This window comes from Flaviramulus sp., from assembly GCF_982512915.1.
Genome location: NZ_CEWOCJ010000026.1, coordinates 12,128 through 31,757 on the forward strand (window position 1 = coordinate 12,128; position 19,630 = coordinate 31,757).

A 19,630-nucleotide genomic window follows, 5' to 3' on the forward strand; every position below is an offset into this window, starting at 1 on the left:
ATTATTCTTGATGCTTGATGTTAGTTTTTATCCACTGCATACAACTATCAAAATCTTCAAAAATTTGTTCTAGTGGAATTAAATCTGGGATAATGTCTATGCGCTCCATCATAAATCGTGGTTGTTTTGATAGATTTACGAAAAGTATATTAATCTTCTTTTTATTTAAATTTAAAAGTACATCTTCCATAGCATATAACCCAGATTGATCAATGTATTGCATCAATTCTAAGCGAATAACAACAGTTTTTGCCGTATCAGGAATTTGTTTTGAAAGTACTTTAAAATCGGAAGTATACCCAAAAAATAATGGGCCTTTTACATGTTTTATAAAAACCTCATTTTTTAATTCTGCTGGAAAGTTGGCCTCGTCTAACCAAACTTCTTCCTTTAAGGATTTTACATCGCTACGTTGAGCCGTTAAATCTCCAATTTTTTTCATGAAAAATAACGATGCAATAACCAATCCGATGCCAACTGCATAAATTAAATCCCAAAATGTTGAAAGCAATAAAACGATAAACATTATAAATACTTCCGAACTAAATTTAATAGGACCAATTTTAATGTCTTTTGGTAAGCTCGAAATAGCTTTTAAACCCTTATAATCCATAACACCAATACCCACTGTAATTAATATTCCTGCTAAAACCGCAGCGGGAATTTTTGAAGCTACGGGACCAAGACCTAAGAGTATTATCAATAAGACAACAGAAGCTATCATCCCAGAAAGTCTTGTTTTTCCACCGGAATTAATATTGACTACGGTTCTAATGGTTGCACCCGCACCAGGAATACCTCCAAAAATAGAAGCTATACTATTACCTATACCTTGACCAACTAATTCTCTATTAGAATTATGTTTAGTTTTAGTCATGTTATCTGCGACTACACTGGTTAATAAACTGTCTATTGATCCTAATAGTGATAAAGTTAAAGCAGTAAATAAATATGGTGTAATTGCGCCAAAGCTAAAGGAGGTAAACATTTCTAAATTGGGCAATGGTAGCCCTGATGGAATTTCCTGAATTTTCATATAGTCAAAACCAAAACCAACTGAAATTCCAGACATTACTATTAATGCTACTAATGTACTTGGGATTTTTGTAGTTATTTTTTTGAAACCAAAAACTATAATAATGGTACCTAAAGCCAATACTAGTTCAAGCAAATTGATGTTTTTTATAGCTCTATGTAAAACTTTTAAAGCACCCAATGCACCAGAGGCTTCTTTTGCTGCCAGTATTTGAGATTCTTTTAAAACAAGTGCTTGCTCATCTTCAATTGTACTTGCTTTTTTAATGGTTTCCTTAAAATCTTCAATAACTAAAACGTTATCACCTACTTCTTCTTCTAAAATATTTTTTAAAATAACTTCTTTTGCTTGTGGTTTAAACTGTTCCACAAAAGCTTCATCTTGTTTTGGACTATAGCCTAAAGATGGTAATAATTGAGTTAAAATAATAATTAAACCAATAGCAGTCATAAATCCTGAGACTACAGGGTAAGGTATGTAACTAATATATTTACCTAATCCCAAAAACCCTAAAACTATTTGTATTAAACCTGCAAGCAAAAATATAGTTAAAATAGCTGGTAATGCCTTACTAACATCTCCGTCATTGGTTGCAATGAGACCAGCAATAATAACTAAACTAACTGCTGTCATTGGTGCTGTTGGACCCGAAATTTGTGTTGGAGTTCCACCAAAAAGAGCAGCAAAAAACCCTATAAAAATAGCGCCATATAATCCTGCACTTGGTCCTAAACCAGAACTTACACCAAAGGCTAAAGCAAGAGGCAATGCTACAATACCAGCAGTTATTCCTCCAAATGCATCGCCTTTTATGCTTGTTAAGAGTTTTTTCATCTGTTTATATTAATTGTTTTTAATTTATTAGAACTTCTAAGATAATTCATCTAAATCCAAAATAAAAGTCAATACCAAAAGTATTGACTTTTAACTATAGTTTAATTCTCTTTTAGAAGTTTACAAACGTTATAATATTGAATTGATCTCGACTCGATGTTTCAAAAAACTGATTCATATAGCCTGCTTCAACTTTTATGTTTTTATTTACATGAAAGCCAATACCACCATAAACTCTATTTCTATCAAAAATCGATGCTTTTGTGTTTAAAAATATTTCATTGTATGCGGATAAATAATATTTACTACTCTTGCTCTCTGTTACCTTTAAAGGAATATTTAACGCCAAAAAATAACGAAACCTCATCTTAAAATCCGACTCTACAAAACGCTGTTCAAACCTATAACGATGATTTAATATCACTTTCCCTATGTTTTGATTGGATGTAAATTGCTGAAAAATTCTATGTTCATTTACCGAAACCTTATCATCTTTGTTAGCTAGATAGTTTTTAGATAAAATATAACCATAACCCAATAAAATATTATTCTTATTCTCGTTAAATGTGTAGCCTAAACCTGTTCTTATAAGTAGTTGTTCTAAATCACTAATTGCATTGTGATTTCGGTATTGGATTTCGTTATGTATATTCCATTTTTGGTTTAATTTTTTATTCCCAATATAAATTAACCAATTACCAAAATTACTATCTTGAGATTGAGAAAATAATGGCAGTAACAAAACCAGTATTATTAGTACCAAATTTGTTTTATTTTTCATTCCAAATTTTCCAGATTAACCATTAAATCAGTAAAATTCAACGGCTCCTGTATTTATGTCATACATGGCACCAATAATTTTAATCTCACCATGTTCTTCCATTTCTGAAAGAATTGGGCTTTCTTTATGTATTCTTGCAATAGTTAATTCAACATTCATTTTTGAAACACTATCTACAAAATCTAAGTTTTTAGAATTTCTTAAACTTTTATCCTTAGGCTCTGAAACAGCATTTACTGCAGGTGTAATTTTTTCAATAAGCTTAGTTAAATTACCCATTTTAGCATCGTCACAAGCGCCTTTTATTGCGCCACAACTTGTGTGACCTAAAACAACTAATAGTTTTGTTCCTGCAAGTTTTGAAGCGAATTCCATACTACCTAAAATGTCTTCGTTTACAAAATTTCCTGCAATTCTAACACTAAAAATATCACCTAAACCTTGATCAAAAACCAATTCAGCAGATACTCTTGAATCAATGCAGCTTAAAATAGTGGCAAATGGAAATTGCCCATCACTAGTATCATTAACTTGCTCTAATAAATTTCGGTTAGCCTTTAAATTCTGTTGAAATCTTAGATTTCCTTCTTTTAAAAACTCTAACGCCTTTTCAGGTGTCATCGTTAATTGCGTTTCTTTTGTATGTGCTTTCATGCCATTTACATTTAATATTTCGTTTGAAAATTAATTTATTTTGGGTGTTAGCTTAAAAAAAGCTACGAAACTATCTGGATTTTCAATAACACCTCGCTCCGAAATTAATTTTATATTTATGTGCCTTTCTTTTGCTTTAAACGCAAAATCTTCTAAAATTTCAATAATATCATTATCTAAATACCTAGTTTTTCTAACGTCTAGCTCTAAAAAAGAATTTTCTGGCAACTTATCTAATTCTTTTAAAATAGCTCCTTTATTAAAAAATGTTACTTCTTCAGCTAAAGTCATTTTTATTTTTCCATCATCTATATCTTCGCCCTCTTTATGTAAAAAATGAGAGTTTTGATAACTTTTTATCAATATTACAACAATACCAACTGCAAGACCCAAACCAATACCTACCAATAAATCAGTAAATACAATACCTACTACCGTTACAACAAATGGCACCCACTGTTTCCATCCTAATTCGTACATTTTTTTAAATAATGATGGTTTTGCGAGCTTGTAACCAACCAATAATAAAATAGCTGCTAGTACAGATAAAGGGATCATATTTAGTAATCTTGGAATTAAAATTACAGATATTAGCAAAAAGAATCCATGAATAATTGATGACATTTTAGAACGACCGCCCGATTGTATATTTGCTGAACTTCTAACTATTACTTGTGTGATTGGTAGACCTCCAACTAATCCAGATAATATATTTCCGGTTCCTTGTGCAAGTAACTCACGGTTAGTTGGTGTTACATTTTTTTGAGGATCTAATTTATCTGTCGCCTCAACGCATAAAAGGGTTTCCAAACTCGCTACTAGTGCAATGGTAAAACCAACAATCCAAACTTCTGGATTTGTAATTGCTGAAAAATTAGGGAAACTGAACTGACCAACAAAAGAGTCTACACTATCTGGTATTGGAACATTTACCAAGTGTGAGGATTCTATCGCTAAACTTGAGTCACCTTGTGTCACAGCATAAAAAACAACTCCAACAACAACAGCTACTAAAGGCCCCTGAACAAGCTGAAATATTCTCCCTTTTTTTGAAAGCACTTGGTCCCATAATATTAAAATAATCAAACCAATAATCCCTATCACCATTGAGCCAAGAGTTATATTATCTACAATATGTAAAATTGCTGAAAATGTATTTTCACCAGATGACTCAAGAAAACTATCGGCGCCCTCTGGCTCGGAATCATAACCAAAAAAGTGTGGTATTTGTTTCAAAATAATAATAATACCAATACCTGTAAGCATACCTTTAATAACAGAAGACGGGAAATAATACCCAATAATTCCGGCTTTTAAAACACCAAATATGATTTGTATTATGCCACCTAAAACAACCGCTACTAGAAAGTTTTGATAGCCCCCTAAAGTCCCAATAGCTGTTAATACAATAGCTGCTAAACCAGCTGCTGGACCACTTACTCCAACTTTAGAACCACTTAAAGCCCCAACAATAACACCTCCAATTATTCCAGCAATAACTCCGGAGAAAAGTGGTGCACCACTAGCTAAAGCAATACCCAAACATAATGGTAATGCGACAAAAAAAACGACTATACTAGCTGGAAAGTCACTCTTAATAGTTTTAAACATAAAAAATAAGTTAATTTAAATTGAAATAAAATAGGCTACAATCTGCGAATCTATAAACACTTTATAGTTAAAGAGTAAAAAATATTAAACCAGGTCTGGTGGGGGAGAAATGAGATTTAGATGTGGTTTTTTGTAATTCTTGAAGAAATAAACTGTAATTAGCTTTATTTTTTTAGAGACAAAAAAAGATTCGGAGGTATACCTCTGTAAAATTAACACTTCATCAATTTTGTTTTTCTCAACTCCGCTTTCTTCCTCTTCTGATATAGCATAAAATAAAGAAATATCAATAGAATCATCTACAATAGTAATAATTGTAGGCGCTAGCAAGAAAACCAAAAATATGGTAGAAAAGATTATAGATATTAAATTTTTTGACATTTATATTGTTGCATAGATATCAAATATACTTTTTTTTTACTCGTATAAAAATTATTAATTAATAATATAAGTATTATTTATTGTTTAATAATTTAATATCTTCTGAAACAACCCAACCTGTTTTTCCGTCAACAAGTTTTATCTCTTTCCAATCATTATATGTTTGAAGTACTTGTACTTTAGTACCTTCATGTAGTCTAAAAGATTCCTCACTTCTGTTATTAGGGTCGCTTTTCACTTTTGTTTCTTGAGCAAAAATAATTGCAGGGTTATCATTTTTATCTAAAGTATACTTATTAAAAGCTAAAGCAAGGGTTATACATACAAGTATTAATGCTATGAGACTTCCTATAAATGATAATCGTTTTTTTATAGTGGCATAGGAAAAATAGTAAACTAAAAATAAAATAACAAAGATAAAAACAAATCCAACCGAAGCTTTTGCCCAAGAATCAAAAGAAAACATATTTGTCGTGTTTTTTATAAGTTTTGAGAAACCAGCTTCTGGAATAACATCTATAGCATCAATAGTCATGTTTTTTGCAAATGCTAAATTATTTTTTATGTCTGAGTCATTTGGAGATAATTGTAATGCCTTTTCGTAAAAATAAATACTTGGTGCTATATTATTAAGCTTGTAATGGGCATTAGCCATATTAAAATATAAATCGGCAGAATGGTTATCAGTTTCTAAAATAGCATTATAACCATCAATGGCCTCAGTATACTTCCCTTGATTGTATAGTGTGTTTGCTTTGTCGAATAGGGCTTTATTTTGACCAAAAAATGAAAAACTTAACAAAAACGATATTATGTAAATAACCTTTTTCATCTTAACGTGCTTGTTTATCAATTAAAGAAATAGTTTTTGCCGCTTTATCGTAATCTTCTTGCATGGTTACAATATCTATAGGAGTATAACGTGCCAATTCACAGCTCTCTAAAATTGATAAAAAATCTTTAATTACTGTAGGTTCTACCAGTTTTTCGATTAATAAATTATCGATTTTATCTTTACTTAAATCTTTTGTTTCTATATGTAATTTGGCTTTTAAATAGTTATGTAATGCCTTTTCCAGTGCAATATAAAAAGCTTCTTTTCTCCCCAACGATTTTTTAGCATTGCTTAAATATTTTCTAGCTAGTTTATCCGCTTTTCTAATTTTATTACCATAAACATCTGCATCTCTACTAGCTTTTTTATTTCTAATAAATATGGCTAATGGAATTGCTAAAAATGGTAAGAATAATAAATTCCAAAATAAATTAGTTTTGAAAAAATGAGATTGTTTTATTGCGGAAAAACTAGTTTTTGTTTTAATGAAAGCGAACTGATCATTATTAAAAACAACTGCCTGTTTATTAATATTTGAAACTGTATTATCAGCTATTGAATCATCACCACTAGTAGGACCATTCAAAACATTAATAATAATTTCTTCAGAAGATAATCGTTTGTAGGTTTCAGTTTTCAAATCAAAATAAGAAAACGAAATACTTGGTATAGGATATTTACCCTTATACTGAGGAACAATAATATAACTATCTGAAATACTTCCTTGCATACCCGATAAATTAGTATTTACATTTTCTGTGTGTTCTGGTTCATAAACCTCTAAAGAACTAGGTAATGAAACTTTAGGAAGTTTAAAAAGTTTTAAGTTGCCATTTCCTCTAACACCTACTTTAAGTTGAAAAGATTCGGTTGCATCTAACTCTGTTTTTGATGCTGTAACATCAAAATTAAAATCCCCTACAGCTCCAGTAAAATCTGCTGGTTTACCAGCATCTGGTAGTGGTTTAACATTTATAGTTTTATTACCTGCAGATACTGTTTTGTTTACGCGTGTCATTAAAATACTTCCAAAAATATCTCGTCTATTAGTTGGAACACGTAATGCAATATCTAAACTTAATGGCTCAATATTTAACTTACCTGTTTTTTGTGGATATAAAACTGTTTTTCGTAAAATTAGATATCTATAATCTTCTCCATTAAAGGTCCCATTTTGTACTTTTTGGCCTTGGGTATTTATAGTTTGACTCCAAAAATCATTATATCTAGGGCTATCAATTTCATTCCAGTTATCAACTGCAACTTTAGGTGACACATACAACTTATATACTACCGTTATTGCTTCATTTAAATAGGGGCTAGATTCTGAAACCTCAGCAACTAAATGTATGTTTTCTTGTGCTAAGTAATTAGGATCATTAGGGTCTTTTGGAATATCAACAGCAGCAGAAACCTCAATTTTTATAGGTGTGGTTTTGTAAGTCTCACCATCAATAGTTATTGAAGCTTGAGAAATCGTAAAAGTTCCTCTGGATTTTGGTGCTAAAAAATAACTGTATGTTTTTTTATAAGTTCGAACACCATTTATCCATGAGTTACTAACAGATTGGTTTGGTCCGCCAACAACTGTAAAGTTTTCAAAATCTGGAGGGCTAAAATTATCGCCGTCTTGATTCATTTCAAAATCAATTCGTAAACGTTCATTAACACCTAATTTTTGTTTACTTACTTTAGCTTCAAATTTAACCTGTGAAGCTGCTATTGTAGTAACAAATAATATTATAAATATTGATATGTGCTTTTTAAATTTCATTTATTTTCAAACTTCATACTTCCAACTTCTTGGTAAGAATTACCAATCTTTTTCTGTTTTTACTTTTACCCCTTTTTGTTTTTCAGCATTCATTTTTTCTTGAACTTTTTGTTCTTGATTATTCATGGCTTCTAAAAGGTTTTTTATTTGCTGAGGAGATAACTGACCAGGTTGTGGTTTAGGTGGTTTTTGGTCTTTCTTTTCTTCATCTTCTTTACCTTTATCTTCTTTTTCATCTTTAGGCTTACCTTTATCATCTTTTTCGTCTTCACCTTCTTTCTTATCTTGGTCACCTTCGTCTTTTTTATCTTGTTTATCTTTATTATCGCCTTCTTTGTCTTTGTTTTCCTGGTCTTCTTTTTTATCTTTATCTTCTTTATTCTCGTCCTTTTTATCTTCGTCTTTATTTTGATCTTGCTGATCTTTCTGTTGTTCTGCGCATATTTTTGCTAATCCTAAATTATATCTAGTTTCATCATCTTTTGGGTTATTTCTCAAAGCACTTTTGTATGCTTCAACAGCTTCTTTACATTTTTTGTTTTTCATTAAAATATTACCAATATTATGAAAAGCTTTATGTTTTTCTGTTTTAGAAGTTGCAGTTTCAGCCGCTTGTTGCAACCTGTATAAGGCTTCTTCAAAATTACCGCTATTAAAATAAGCGTTTCCTAAATTGAAAGTGCCAGCAACTGTATTTGGTTTTTCAGATATTGCTTTTCTGTAAGCCATTTCTGCAGATACAAAATCCTCCTCGTATATTAAATTATTAGCTTCATAAACATAATTATTAGATTTTTTTAAAGTCAATAGTTGTGCTTTATCATCTACTTGTGCTAGCGTAAGCTGAGATATAAATACTAGAATTAATATTATTATTTGTTTCATTTTAAGTTAAATTATGTCCTATTTTTAATTTAAAATTATAAAACCTTGTTTTAATGTTAGTTAAAAAAAATATAAATAATAAACTAAAAGTTTTCGTTAAATAAATTGAGTTTTTTTAACCATGCTGTTTTTCTTTCTAATAAGAAAATGTCAACCAATAAAAAGAAAATACCAAACCCTAAAAACCATTGAAACTGATCTTTAAAATCTGCAAATTGTTTTGCTTCAAACTCTGTTTTATCCATGGTATTTAAAATCTCTCTGATACTTTCTACAACTTCATTTGTGTTTTTCCCATTTATATAAGCACCATTAGCTTCTTGAGCTATGCTTTTAAGTGTTTCTTCGTTCAATTTAGTTATGACAGTCTCCCCTTGATTATCTTTTTTATAATTTAAAACTACACCATTTCTTTTTTCTGGTATAGGTCCTCCTTTTACATCTCCAACACCAATAGTAAAAATCCTAATCCCTTCTTCGTTAGCTTCATCAGCAACTGCTGAAGCCTCTTCATTGTGATCTTCACCATCGGAGATAATAATTAGAACACGATTGGTTTGCTCTTCATCATCAAAATAAGTTTTAGCTAATTTAATCGCTTCATTTATTGCTGTTCCTTGGGATGAAAGCATGTCTGTATTCATACTTTGTAAAAACATTTTCGCCGAAGCATAATCAGTTGTAATGGGTAATTGTGGAAATGCTTTTCCTGCGTAAGCAATAATACCAACACGATCACTTGCCAAGTTATTAATGATTTGAGTAACTAATTGTTTTGCTTTTTCTAAGCGGTTTGGAGCAATATCTTCTGCTAACATACTTTTTGACACATCTACTGCAAAAACAATATCTACGCCTTCTCGTTTAACGGTTTCTAATTTAGTGCCTATTTTAGGGTTAATTAGAGCGATAGTTAAACATAAAAATGCTAAGCATAAAAACAATACTTTTAAAACACTTTTGAAAATTGATTTATTTGGACTTAATCGATTAAGAAGTTGTTTGTCTGCAAATTTATTTTGCACTCTGTATCTCCAGAATTGAAGCGTCAAAAAAAGCAAAATTATTACTGGAATAATCACTAAAGCCCAAAACCATATTATTTCTTCTAATTGATACATTGTCGTTTATTTGTTCTTCGAGGATTTGTTTGATGGTATTTTTACAAATTCACTTTTCTATGGGAACACTTTGAATTATTTTAGTGTAACATAGATTACTAACTTTTTTCTATTCTCTTTTATATTCTTCTTGTTTATACAAAACTTCTAAAAACCGTATAGCGTAATAATAGTTCTATTAGCAAAAATAAGCCTGCTAAAAGCACTAATGATCGATACTTTTCTTGATAATTATAAAACTTAAACTCTTCAATTTCTGTTTTTTCCAGCTTATTAATTTCACTATATATTTCTTCTAATTTTTTATTGTTTGTAGCTCTAAAATATTTACCTCCGGTAACATTGGCTATTTCTGTTAAGAGTTTTTCATCTATTTCAACCTGTATGCGTTCGTACTGAAATTGTCCGTTAGGTAAAAGAGCTACTGGTGATAGTGCCATTCCATTAGTGCCTAAACCTATGGTATAGACTTTTATACCATACTCCACAGCTAATTCGCTAGCAATTTTAGGATCGATAAATCCAGAATTGTTTACACCATCTGTTAGTAAAATAATAACTTTACTAATTGCTTTACTATCTTTTAATCTGTTAACTGAGGTTGCTAAACCCATACCAATAGCAGTACCGCCTTCAATAATTGTGTTGTATTTTATACTAGCTAGCGATCTTAATACTATAGCTTTATCACTTGTGATTGGAGTTTTTGTATAACTCTCGCCAGCATATTCCACTAAACCAATTCTATCGTTTGGTCTCCCTTTAATAAAATCTGAGGCTACTTCTTTAAGTGCTTCTAATCTATTTGGTGATAAATCTTTGGCGAGCATACTTGCAGAAACATCAATAGCCATAACAATATCAATACCCCGAGTAGTTTTCGTTTTTGTAGAAACATCAACTGATTGAGGTCTTGCTATAGCTGTTATGAGTAACGCTAGTGCTAAAAGACGTAAAACAAATAATAGATGTTTTAATTTTGGCAACCAAGAATTGGTAATTTTAAAGCCTTTTAAACTCGATATTTTTAATTCGGCTGTTTGCTTTTTATTTTTAAAAATGTACCAAAGTATTGCCAATGGCAATGCCAATAGCAACCAGAAAAATTCTTTATTTAAAAAATCTACACCTTCAAACATTATTTTTCTGGTTTATTAAGTTCTATAGAATTTAAAATCCGTTCCATAATTTCATCTGCATAAACATCATCTTTTCGCCAAGTTAAAATTATTTGTTGAATAACTTTTCCGCCGCTTGTAAAACTCAATGATGTATATTTTCCGTTAATAAAATTTTCTGTGTTATTTAATGGATAATCTAAAGTTCCTGAGGTTTTAATACCTTCTGATCCGTTAGGTGTGGTAAACTTGTCGTTTTTAGTAAAAATATTACGAGCACCTCTGCTTTCTAAGGTTTTTAAATTCCCTTCAATAGCTTGAGTAATATCTAAACTGTCTTGCGCTTGCGCTAATACTGTTGTTGATGTAACTACAGTAATACGTTCTTTTAACTCATATCCAAATGTGGTAATTTTCATTTGGCCTTCAAGCTCGTTTGGAATAGGTGTATCAATACGTTTTAAAACCTCAGGAGTGCTTATATATACTGGAGGGAAACCATATTCGCTAGTTATCCAGTTACCTTCTAAAAGTTCTTTACTATCGTTTCCAATGATGGTATCTTTAACGTACGTAAATCCGTATTTTATTGAAAACCCAATAAACGTAGAGACTATTAAAAACAGACTTAAAGCAATAGTTAATATTATTTTGTTTCGTTTCTTTTTTCTTTCTAACTCTTGCCTATATTTTTCATCCTGTAATTTCTCTTCTTCAGTTGGTTCAGGCAAGGCTTCTTTTACATGATCGATTTCTACATCAATGGTATCACGGTCTAATTTTGCAAGTTCAATATCTGGTTCAGACTTTGCAAATTTTACTAAATCGGCACGTTTTAATATGCTTTCTAAGTTTTTTATATCATCAAAACTTAAATCAACTTGATTGCCATCTTTTAGAATTCTAAGTCTGTTTATAAGCTCATCTGTTGTGCTTTCCAAAGCGCGGTCATAAACTTTTTCATCAAGATATTTTCTAATAATGAAGGTTAGATCAGAATAATAATCTTTTAAATTTTCATTTTCTAAGTACTGACACTCATCTAGCTTTTTCAATGCCAATTTTGCGCGATCATAAGGCGGTAATAATGCAATCTGTTCTTCTTCAGTTAGTGGTTTTTTACGCCAAATAAACCAATATATTAAAAAGGCAAAAATCCCAATAATTAATAGGGTTAATAATAAATATTTCCACCAATCACTCGAGCTCTTTTTTACTTCAATTAACGGTTTAATGTCATAAAGCCCTTGTTTTAGAGTATCAATAGCCACATCTGTTACCTCAACTTTTAATGAATCGGTAAAGAATGTTTTATCTCCAATAATTATTTTTTGTCTAGGAATGGTGTATTTGCCAGAATCAAATTGTGTTAATCCGTACTTTTTTATAAGGTTGTATTTGTCTTTATTTTTTATAGTATCCGTATCATAAGACTCAATCATTTCTAATGGCGAAAATGTTTGCCCTTCGGGGAAAACTACTAAGCTGATTGTGTCAGTTTCAACTTGAATATGATACGTTATTTGCTCGCCAATCATTATTTTAGTTGAATCTATAGTAGATTTAACTTGTGCTGATGCGAACTGAGAAAAGAGTGTTAAGAAAAGAAACAAAGCTGTTTTCTTAAAAAAGCAAGTTTTTCTTGATTCTTTATTCTTTATTGTTAAACCTTTAATATTTATATTTAGTTTTTTCATTATTCTTTAGGTTTCGACTGCGCTCAACCTGACATTCAATTTCAATATTTATCCTCTTCTCTTAAAATAGCCTAATAGCTTTTTAACATAACTTTCATCAACACGACAATCAATACTTCCGGCTCCAGATTTATTAAAGCTTTCTTTGTAATATTCAACTTTTTCATGATAAAACTTTGCATAATTAAGTCTTACTTTTTTTGATGATGTATTAACCAACATTAATTCCCCTGTTTCTTCATCTTCCATTTGTACTATTCCTAAATTAGGAATCTCCTCTTCGCGTTTATCATAAATGCGAATCCCTGTAACATCATGTTTTCCCGAAACAATTTTCATGGTTTGATGATAATCATCTGCAATAAAATCAGAAAGCACAAATACGATGGCTTTTTTCTTCATGACGTTTTGCATGAATTTTAAAGCCTCTGCCAAATTGGTTTGTTTACTTTCTGGCTCAAACTCAATTAACTCTCGGATAATTCGAAGTACATGGGAGCGTCCTTTTTTTGGCGGAATATATAACTCTACTTTATCTGAAAATAAAATGAGCCCAATTTTATCATTATTCTGAGTCGCAGAAAATGCGAGAGTAGCAGCAATTTCGGTTACAACTTCATTTTTAAACTGCTGAGAAGTACCAAACATTTCGGAACCAGAAACATCTACCATAAGCATCATGGTGAGTTCGCGTTCTTCTTCAAAAACTTTTATAAAGGGTTCATTGTAACGAGCGGTAACATTCCAGTCAATATTTCTCACATCATCCCCAAACTGATATTGGCGCACTTCACTAAAAGTCATACCTCGTCCTTTGAAGGTAGAATGGTATTCGCCTCCAAAAATATGATCAGACAAACGGCGTGTCTTAATCTCTATTTTTCGTACTTTTTTTAGTAATTCTTTAGTATCCATTTTTCAATTGTCTATTGAGTGTTTATTATTGATTAATTTCACTTAATAATCAATTATCAATTGTCAATTTTAAGGGACTTCTATTTCGTTTACTATTTTGTTGATGATGTCTACAGACGTTACATTTTCAGCTTCAGCTTCATAAGTAATACCGATTCTGTGTCGTAATACATCGTAAACTACGGCTCTAACATCTTCTGGAATAACGTATCCACGACGTTTGATGAAAGCGTAACATTTAGCGGCTGTTGCCAAATTGATGCTACCTCGAGGCGAGGCACCAAATGATATAAGTGGTTTTAAATCAGCTAGTTTGTATTTTTCTGGATAACGTGTAGCGAAAATAATATCTAGAATATATTTTTCAATTTTTTCATCCATGTAAACATCTCTCACTGCTTTTTGAGCATCTAATATTTGTTTAACAGATATTACTGGGTTAACCTTGTCCCAAGAACCTTTCATATTGGCTCTCATTATCAATTGCTCCTCAGCAATTTTAGGATAATCAATAACGGTTTTAAGCATAAAACGGTCAACTTGCGCTTCTGGTAATGGATAAGTTCCTTCTTGCTCAACTGGGTTCATAGTTGCCATTACTAAAAATGGTTTGTCTAACTTAAAAGTTTCATCACCAATAGTAACTTGCTTTTCTTGCATCGCTTCTAACAAAGCAGACTGCACTTTTGCAGGCGCTCTGTTTATCTCATCTGCTAAAACAAAATTAGCAAAAATTGGACCTTTTTTTATGGAAAAATCATTAACCTTCATGTTATAAATTAATGTTCCTGTAACGTCTGCTGGTAATAAATCTGGAGTAAATTGTATTCTACTAAAGCTACCATCCACAGCTTGCGCTAGTGTATTAATAGCTAATGTTTTTGCCAATCCTGGAACACCTTCCAATAAAATATGTCCTTGTCCTAAAAGTCCAATTAGTAAACGCTCAACCATATGTTTTTGGCCAACGATAACTTTATTCATTTCTAGCATAAGTAAATCAACAAAAGCGCTTTCCTTTTCAATTTTCTCGTTAATCGACTTAATATCAATTGTACCTGTTTCTTCCATCGTTTTTTATTTAATTAAAAGCTCGAATATACTGTGCTTATTTGAGCATTGCAAATTGTTAAAATTTTTATTGATACCATGTTAAAAATTGGTTAAAAAAATGAGCTAAAAGCCTTTATTCATAGGTTTAACGAATAATTATGATAAGGTATTCCTAAATATTACTTTTTAAATAATTTTATATTCAAAATAACTCATAAACAAAGTTTTTGCATAAAATAGTTTTGAGTATTTTTATACAAATTTGAATAAAAAACCAATTAAAATGACGAAAACAGCCCTAATTACAGGAGCAACAAGCGGTATAGGAGAAGCTACAGCTTATGAATTTGCAAAACAAGGCATGAACTTGATACTTTGTGGCAGACGATTAGACCGATTACAAAACACAAAAAAAGCTTTAGAACATTTAACTAGAGTGCATATTTTAAATTTTGATGTAAGAGACAAAAAAGCTGTTTTTGAGGCTATTGAATCATTACCAGAAGATTTTAAACAAATAGATATTTTAATTAATAACGCAGGAAACGCCCATGGTTTAGACCCTATAAACACTGGAAATATTGACGATTGGGATGCAATGATGGATATTAATGTAAAAGGCCTGTTGTACGTTAGTAAAGCCATAATACCTCAAATGACAGAGCGAAAATCCGGGCAGATTATAAATATTGGGTCTTCCGCTGGAAAAGAAGTGTATCCCAAAGGAAATGTATATTGTGGTAGCAAACACGCTGTTTTAGCAATTACTGAAGGAATGCGTATGGATTTAAATCCATTTGGGATTAAAGTAGGTGCTATTAATCCAGGTTTAGTAGAAACGGAATTTTCTAAAGTTCGCTTTAAGGGTGATCCAATAGCTGATTCCGTTTATAAAGGCTTTAAAGCTTTACAAGCAGAAGATGTTGCAGAAGTAATTTGTTTTGCAGTTTCAAGACCTCCGCACGTAAATATTGCTGATATTTTAATGTTTTGTACCGCACAAGCTAGTTCAACAATTTTGAAAAAGGATAATTAAAACCCTTTTTATGTTCTCATAAAGTTAAAATGATTAATAAACGCCTTCTTATTAAACACCTATTAGCTCATAATGATGAAAATAGTTTTTATGATAAAAAAAGAAAAATAGATATCAGCCATAAAGAAGGAAAAGCAAAGTTTTTAAAACATATTTGCGCACTATCAAATAGTAATCCTAAAAACAATTCATACATAGTTATTGGTATTGAAGATGAAGATAATAAAATTGTAGGTGTAGATTTTTTTGATGATAGTAAAATACAAAACCTCATTAATGCTTATTTAACGAGTCCGCCTATTGTTCAATATGAAAATATTCCCTTTCCTCACTTACCAGACGATAAGGTTGTTGGACTGGTAACAATAAGAGCAACCGGTAAAATCACATCACTAAGAAAAAACATTTGGAAATATTATGGCGGTTCCATTTTTTTAAGAGACGGGAGCATGAGTATGCCCAAAGTTTTTGATATTGAAATAAAAGATGTGAACTCAAAAACAGTAGAAGCCATTGAAATTAATGCTCAAAATAATATTGAACATACGCTTGATGGTGTTTTCGATTTCATGAACAAACGGAAAGATTATGATGCCAAATACAAGGTGTTTAAAGAGTATTTTGTAGTGTGTTGGGCAGGACAAAAAAAGGTAGTAAAACAAGAAACGTTTTATTCTAGGGTTGATATTGAACTTATTAATGAACAAGTAAGGTTATTCTTTTCAGCCTTAGATGAGGTGTCTATATTTTTAGATGACGATAGTTTTAAAATCATAGAATATGTAAATCTTGGGCTTCAAGGTTCTAATAAATATTATCAATTGGAAGAAACTATAATTAAATTTGAAAATAATGCTAATTATAATATTGAAACCAAACTTTTATTTGAACCACCTCAATATGATAAAAAAGTATTATTTCATATATACAACACGAGCAATGCCATATTAGAAAAACTTAAAAAAGGAATTCCTATAACAAAACGAGAAGAAATAGACTTAAAAAACTTGCCAGCTACTTACCTAATTTGCTTCCTCAACTTATTTAACCAAGCTCTTGATAAACTAAATGAGGCGAAACCCTATTTAAAAGCTTACAGTGAAGAATTATATCTTTTACACAAAGAAACTTTACGAATTCTAAGAAAGGTAAAATACAGCTGATATTAATTTGAATTAAGAAATATAGAATATTCAAATAAAAAACTATATTTGTATCGCTATTAATCAACGAAACCTTGTGCTCCAAATCGATTTTTTAAATCTGAGTCAAGGTTTTTTTTATTTCTATAAATCAAACTTAATTCCTTGAGCCAGTGGCAGTTCAGTTGTATAATTAATTGTATTTGTTTGACGTCGCATATAAACTTTCCAAGCATCACTTCCAGACTCACGACCTCCACCAGTTTCTTTCTCACCACCAAAAGCACCTCCAATTTCAGCACCAGAGGTTCCTATATTTACATTAGCTATGCCACAATCTGAACCTTGAACGGATAAAAATCTCTCAGCTTCTCGTAAATTATTTGTCATAATTGCAGAACTCAAACCTTGAGCAACTTCATTTTGAATATCGATTGCATTCTCAACGTTTCCTGAATATTTTAACAAATATAAAACCGGTGCAAAAGTTTCATGTTGAACAATTTTAAAATGAGGTTCAGCTTCTGCAATTGCTGGTTTAACATAACAACCACTTTCATAACCTTCACCAGATAATACACGTCCTTCAACTATTATTTTACCACCTTCTTCAACAACTCGACTTAAAGCATTTTGATACATTTTTACAGCATCTGTATCTATTAATGGTCCAACGTGATTATTTTCATTTAAAGGATTTCCAATACGTAATTGATTGTATGCAAGCATAATAGCATCCTTCACTTTGTCATAAATACTTTCATGAATAATGAGTCTTCTGGTAGAAGTACAACGTTGTCCTGCCGTACCTACAGCACCAAAAACAGCACCAATAACCGTCATTTTTATATCGGCGTCCGGTGTAACTATAATGGCATTGTTTCCTCCTAATTCTAATAAACTTTTTCCTAATCTAGCCGCTACTTCTTGAGCTACTACTTTACCCATTCTAGTTGACCCGGTTGCTGAAATTAAAGGAATACGCATATCTTTTGTCATCATTTCTCCAACACTATAATCTCCATTAATTAGACAAGAAATTCCTTCTGGTAAATTATTTTTTGCAAAAACTTCAGCAGCTATATTTTGACAGGCTATCCCACATATAGGCGCTTTCTCACTCGGTTTCCAAACACAAACATCGCCACAAATCCATGCCAACGCGGTATTCCACGCCCAAACTGCTACTGGAAAATTAAAAGCAGAAATTATACCAACAACCCCTAATGGATGGTATTGCTCGTACATACGATGTCCGGGTCTCTCACTATGCATTGTTAAACCGTGTAGTTGACGGGATAATCCAACGGCAAAATCACAGATATCTATCATTTCTTGAACTTCACCTAATCCCTCTTGATACGATTTACCCATTTCATAAGAAACAAGCTTGCCCAAATAAGCCTTTTTTTCTCTCAATTTATCGCCAAACTGCCTCACAATTTCACCTCTTTGCGGGGCAGGCATCGTTCTCCAAATTTTAAATGCTTTAGTAGCAGCTTTCATTACAAGTTCATAATCTGCTTTCGTAGTGGTTTCAATTTTTGCTATTAATTTACCATCAACTGGAGAAAAAGATTGCATAATTTCACCACTAGAAAAATTATTTAATCCTATTGAAGTACCTTCATTTATATCTTTAATTCCTAATTGTTTTAGGGCTATATCTATCCCAAAATCAGTAGCTAGTGTATTCATTAATTATTGATTTGTTAATTATGATTAAATTATTTACGAATATACCAATAAAAAGTCGTTTTTATTAGATTTTAATGACGATAAATCGATTTAATATGGGTATATATTAAATTAAAAATAGACTTATCTACTTGAAGATTTAAAATGTAAAAATTAAAATAATAGTATTTTATTTTACCGTTTTAAAGTAAAATGCCCTGTGAATTTTTGCCCTTCAATAATAATAACATACCAATAGTCATCAGATGGTAAGTTTTCCCCTCGGTAAGTTCCATCCCAACTGAATGTACTGTTTTTTGAGAATTTTAGCAACTTCCCATAACGATTATAAATCGAAACTTCTGACGAGGCATAAAATTCGATTCCTGCCAGGTTAAATATATCTTTAATACCATCATTATTGGGGGTAAAGAATTTTGGAATATAAAAATGCAAATACTGTGATGTTATAGTACTAGTGCAATTTCGTTGTTTCACAAAAACATTATAAAGCCCACCATCAACATTTAAAAACACATTACTAGATTGATAAACATTTCCATCTAAAGAATATTGAAAATCTCCGGAATTTGATGTGGTAATAATGACGTCATTACCATCAGAAATTACATTTTCAATTATGGGTGTTTCTAATAATGTTACCTCAAAAATTCTTGTTTCAAAAGAACAAACACCACCAGTTATATCTACCGAGAAAGTTCCTGCACTATCAATAGTAATATTATCAGCTGTAACACCTGTACTCCAAATAAAAGTTGGGCTAGAAATATTGGTTTGAGCTATTAAGTTTAAAGTTGTGGTTTCACATAAATCTAAATTTTCTTCAAATACATTTCCTGGTTGAGTTCCTGTTATATCCCAAGAACATGTTGTGTTGTTAAATATAGCCGTTTCCCAACATTCTAAAATAGGTTGTAAAGGTTGCGTGCCTGTTACTATCCATGAGCAACTGGTATTATCAAAACTTCTAGTTTCCCAACATTCTATTGTTGTACTTGGTTCTAATGGTTGTGTGCCTGTTACTATCCACGAGCAACTGGTATTATCAAAACTTCTAGT

Annotated in this window: 17 protein-coding genes; 2 read left to right on the forward strand and 15 right to left on the reverse strand. The window is 31.2% G+C overall.

Annotated elements, in window-relative coordinates; genetic code table 11:
- Position 1 precedes the first annotated feature (1 nt).
- The 13 genes from AC1XJX_RS12500 to AC1XJX_RS12560 all read right to left on the reverse strand — a co-directional run bounded on the left by AC1XJX_RS12500 (position 2) and on the right by AC1XJX_RS12560 (position 14,713).
- A complete protein-coding gene (locus tag AC1XJX_RS12500) occupies positions 2-1,870 on the reverse strand; it encodes a SulP family inorganic anion transporter (RefSeq protein WP_482004323.1) in 1,869 nt (622 codons plus the stop codon).
- Positions 1,871-1,982: 112 nt separating this feature from the next.
- The gene (locus AC1XJX_RS12505; RefSeq protein ID WP_482004324.1) at positions 1,983-2,651 is read right to left on the reverse strand and encodes a DUF2490 domain-containing protein; all 669 of its coding nucleotides are present in this window, start codon (positions 2,649-2,651) and stop codon (positions 1,983-1,985) included.
- Between the two features lie 27 nt (positions 2,652-2,678).
- Complete coding sequence (locus AC1XJX_RS12510) at positions 2,679-3,305, reverse strand: carbonic anhydrase family protein (RefSeq protein ID WP_482004325.1); 627 nt, start codon at positions 3,303-3,305, stop codon at positions 2,679-2,681.
- A 30-nt stretch (positions 3,306-3,335) separates the two neighbouring features.
- Positions 3,336-4,916: a SulP family inorganic anion transporter gene (locus tag AC1XJX_RS12515; RefSeq protein WP_482004326.1), complete on the reverse strand. Its 1,581-nt coding sequence runs from the start codon at positions 4,914-4,916 to the stop codon at positions 3,336-3,338.
- Positions 4,917-5,000: 84 nt separating this feature from the next.
- The gene (locus AC1XJX_RS12520; protein ID WP_482004327.1) at positions 5,001-5,246 is read right to left on the reverse strand and encodes a hypothetical protein; all 246 of its coding nucleotides are present in this window, start codon (positions 5,244-5,246) and stop codon (positions 5,001-5,003) included.
- Positions 5,247-5,370: 124 nt separating this feature from the next.
- Positions 5,371-6,129, reverse strand: a complete 759-nt coding sequence (locus AC1XJX_RS12525) for a tetratricopeptide repeat protein (protein ID WP_482004328.1) — start codon at positions 6,127-6,129, stop codon at positions 5,371-5,373.
- A gap of 1 nt (position 6,130) precedes the next feature.
- The gene (locus AC1XJX_RS12530) at positions 6,131-7,906 is read right to left on the reverse strand and encodes a BatD family protein (RefSeq protein WP_482004329.1); all 1,776 of its coding nucleotides are present in this window, start codon (positions 7,904-7,906) and stop codon (positions 6,131-6,133) included.
- Between the two features lie 39 nt (positions 7,907-7,945).
- Entirely contained in the window at positions 7,946-8,791 is an 846-nt protein-coding gene (locus AC1XJX_RS12535) for a tetratricopeptide repeat protein (protein WP_482004330.1), read from the reverse strand.
- An 83-nt stretch (positions 8,792-8,874) separates the two neighbouring features.
- Positions 8,875-9,912: a VWA domain-containing protein gene (locus AC1XJX_RS12540; protein WP_482004331.1), complete on the reverse strand. Its 1,038-nt coding sequence runs from the start codon at positions 9,910-9,912 to the stop codon at positions 8,875-8,877.
- 134 nt (positions 9,913-10,046) lie between these two features.
- Positions 10,047-11,051 (reverse strand): vWA domain-containing protein, encoded by a 1,005-nt coding sequence (locus AC1XJX_RS12545; RefSeq protein WP_482004332.1) that lies wholly within the window; start codon positions 11,049-11,051, stop codon positions 10,047-10,049.
- Positions 11,051-12,727: a BatD family protein gene (locus AC1XJX_RS12550; protein WP_482004333.1), complete on the reverse strand. Its 1,677-nt coding sequence runs from the start codon at positions 12,725-12,727 to the stop codon at positions 11,051-11,053. The genes AC1XJX_RS12545 and AC1XJX_RS12550 overlap by 1 nt, the downstream gene beginning before the upstream one ends.
- Before the next feature lie 48 nt (positions 12,728-12,775).
- A complete protein-coding gene (locus AC1XJX_RS12555; RefSeq protein WP_482004334.1) occupies positions 12,776-13,642 on the reverse strand; it encodes a DUF58 domain-containing protein in 867 nt (288 codons plus the stop codon).
- Positions 13,643-13,711: 69 nt separating this feature from the next.
- Positions 13,712-14,713 (reverse strand): AAA family ATPase, encoded by a 1,002-nt coding sequence (locus tag AC1XJX_RS12560; protein WP_482004335.1) that lies wholly within the window; start codon positions 14,711-14,713, stop codon positions 13,712-13,714.
- A 265-nt stretch (positions 14,714-14,978) separates the two neighbouring features.
- Here AC1XJX_RS12560 and AC1XJX_RS12565 point away from each other — a divergent pair, with 265 nt between their 5' ends.
- Both AC1XJX_RS12565 and AC1XJX_RS12570 read left to right on the forward strand, forming a co-directional pair.
- Positions 14,979-15,731: an SDR family NAD(P)-dependent oxidoreductase gene (locus tag AC1XJX_RS12565; protein WP_482004336.1), complete on the forward strand. Its 753-nt coding sequence runs from the start codon at positions 14,979-14,981 to the stop codon at positions 15,729-15,731.
- 29 nt (positions 15,732-15,760) lie between these two features.
- Complete coding sequence (locus tag AC1XJX_RS12570; RefSeq protein WP_482004337.1) at positions 15,761-16,894, forward strand: DUF5929 domain-containing protein; 1,134 nt, start codon at positions 15,761-15,763, stop codon at positions 16,892-16,894.
- 123 nt (positions 16,895-17,017) lie between these two features.
- On the opposite strand, the gene amaB is transcribed toward AC1XJX_RS12570, so the two are convergent.
- Entirely contained in the window at positions 17,018-18,571 is a 1,554-nt protein-coding gene (gene amaB, locus AC1XJX_RS12575) for an L-piperidine-6-carboxylate dehydrogenase (RefSeq protein ID WP_482004338.1), read from the reverse strand.
- A 174-nt stretch (positions 18,572-18,745) separates the two neighbouring features.
- A partial coding sequence (locus tag AC1XJX_RS12580) for a T9SS type B sorting domain-containing protein (RefSeq protein WP_482004339.1) occupies positions 18,746-19,630 on the reverse strand: 885 nt, incomplete at its 5' end.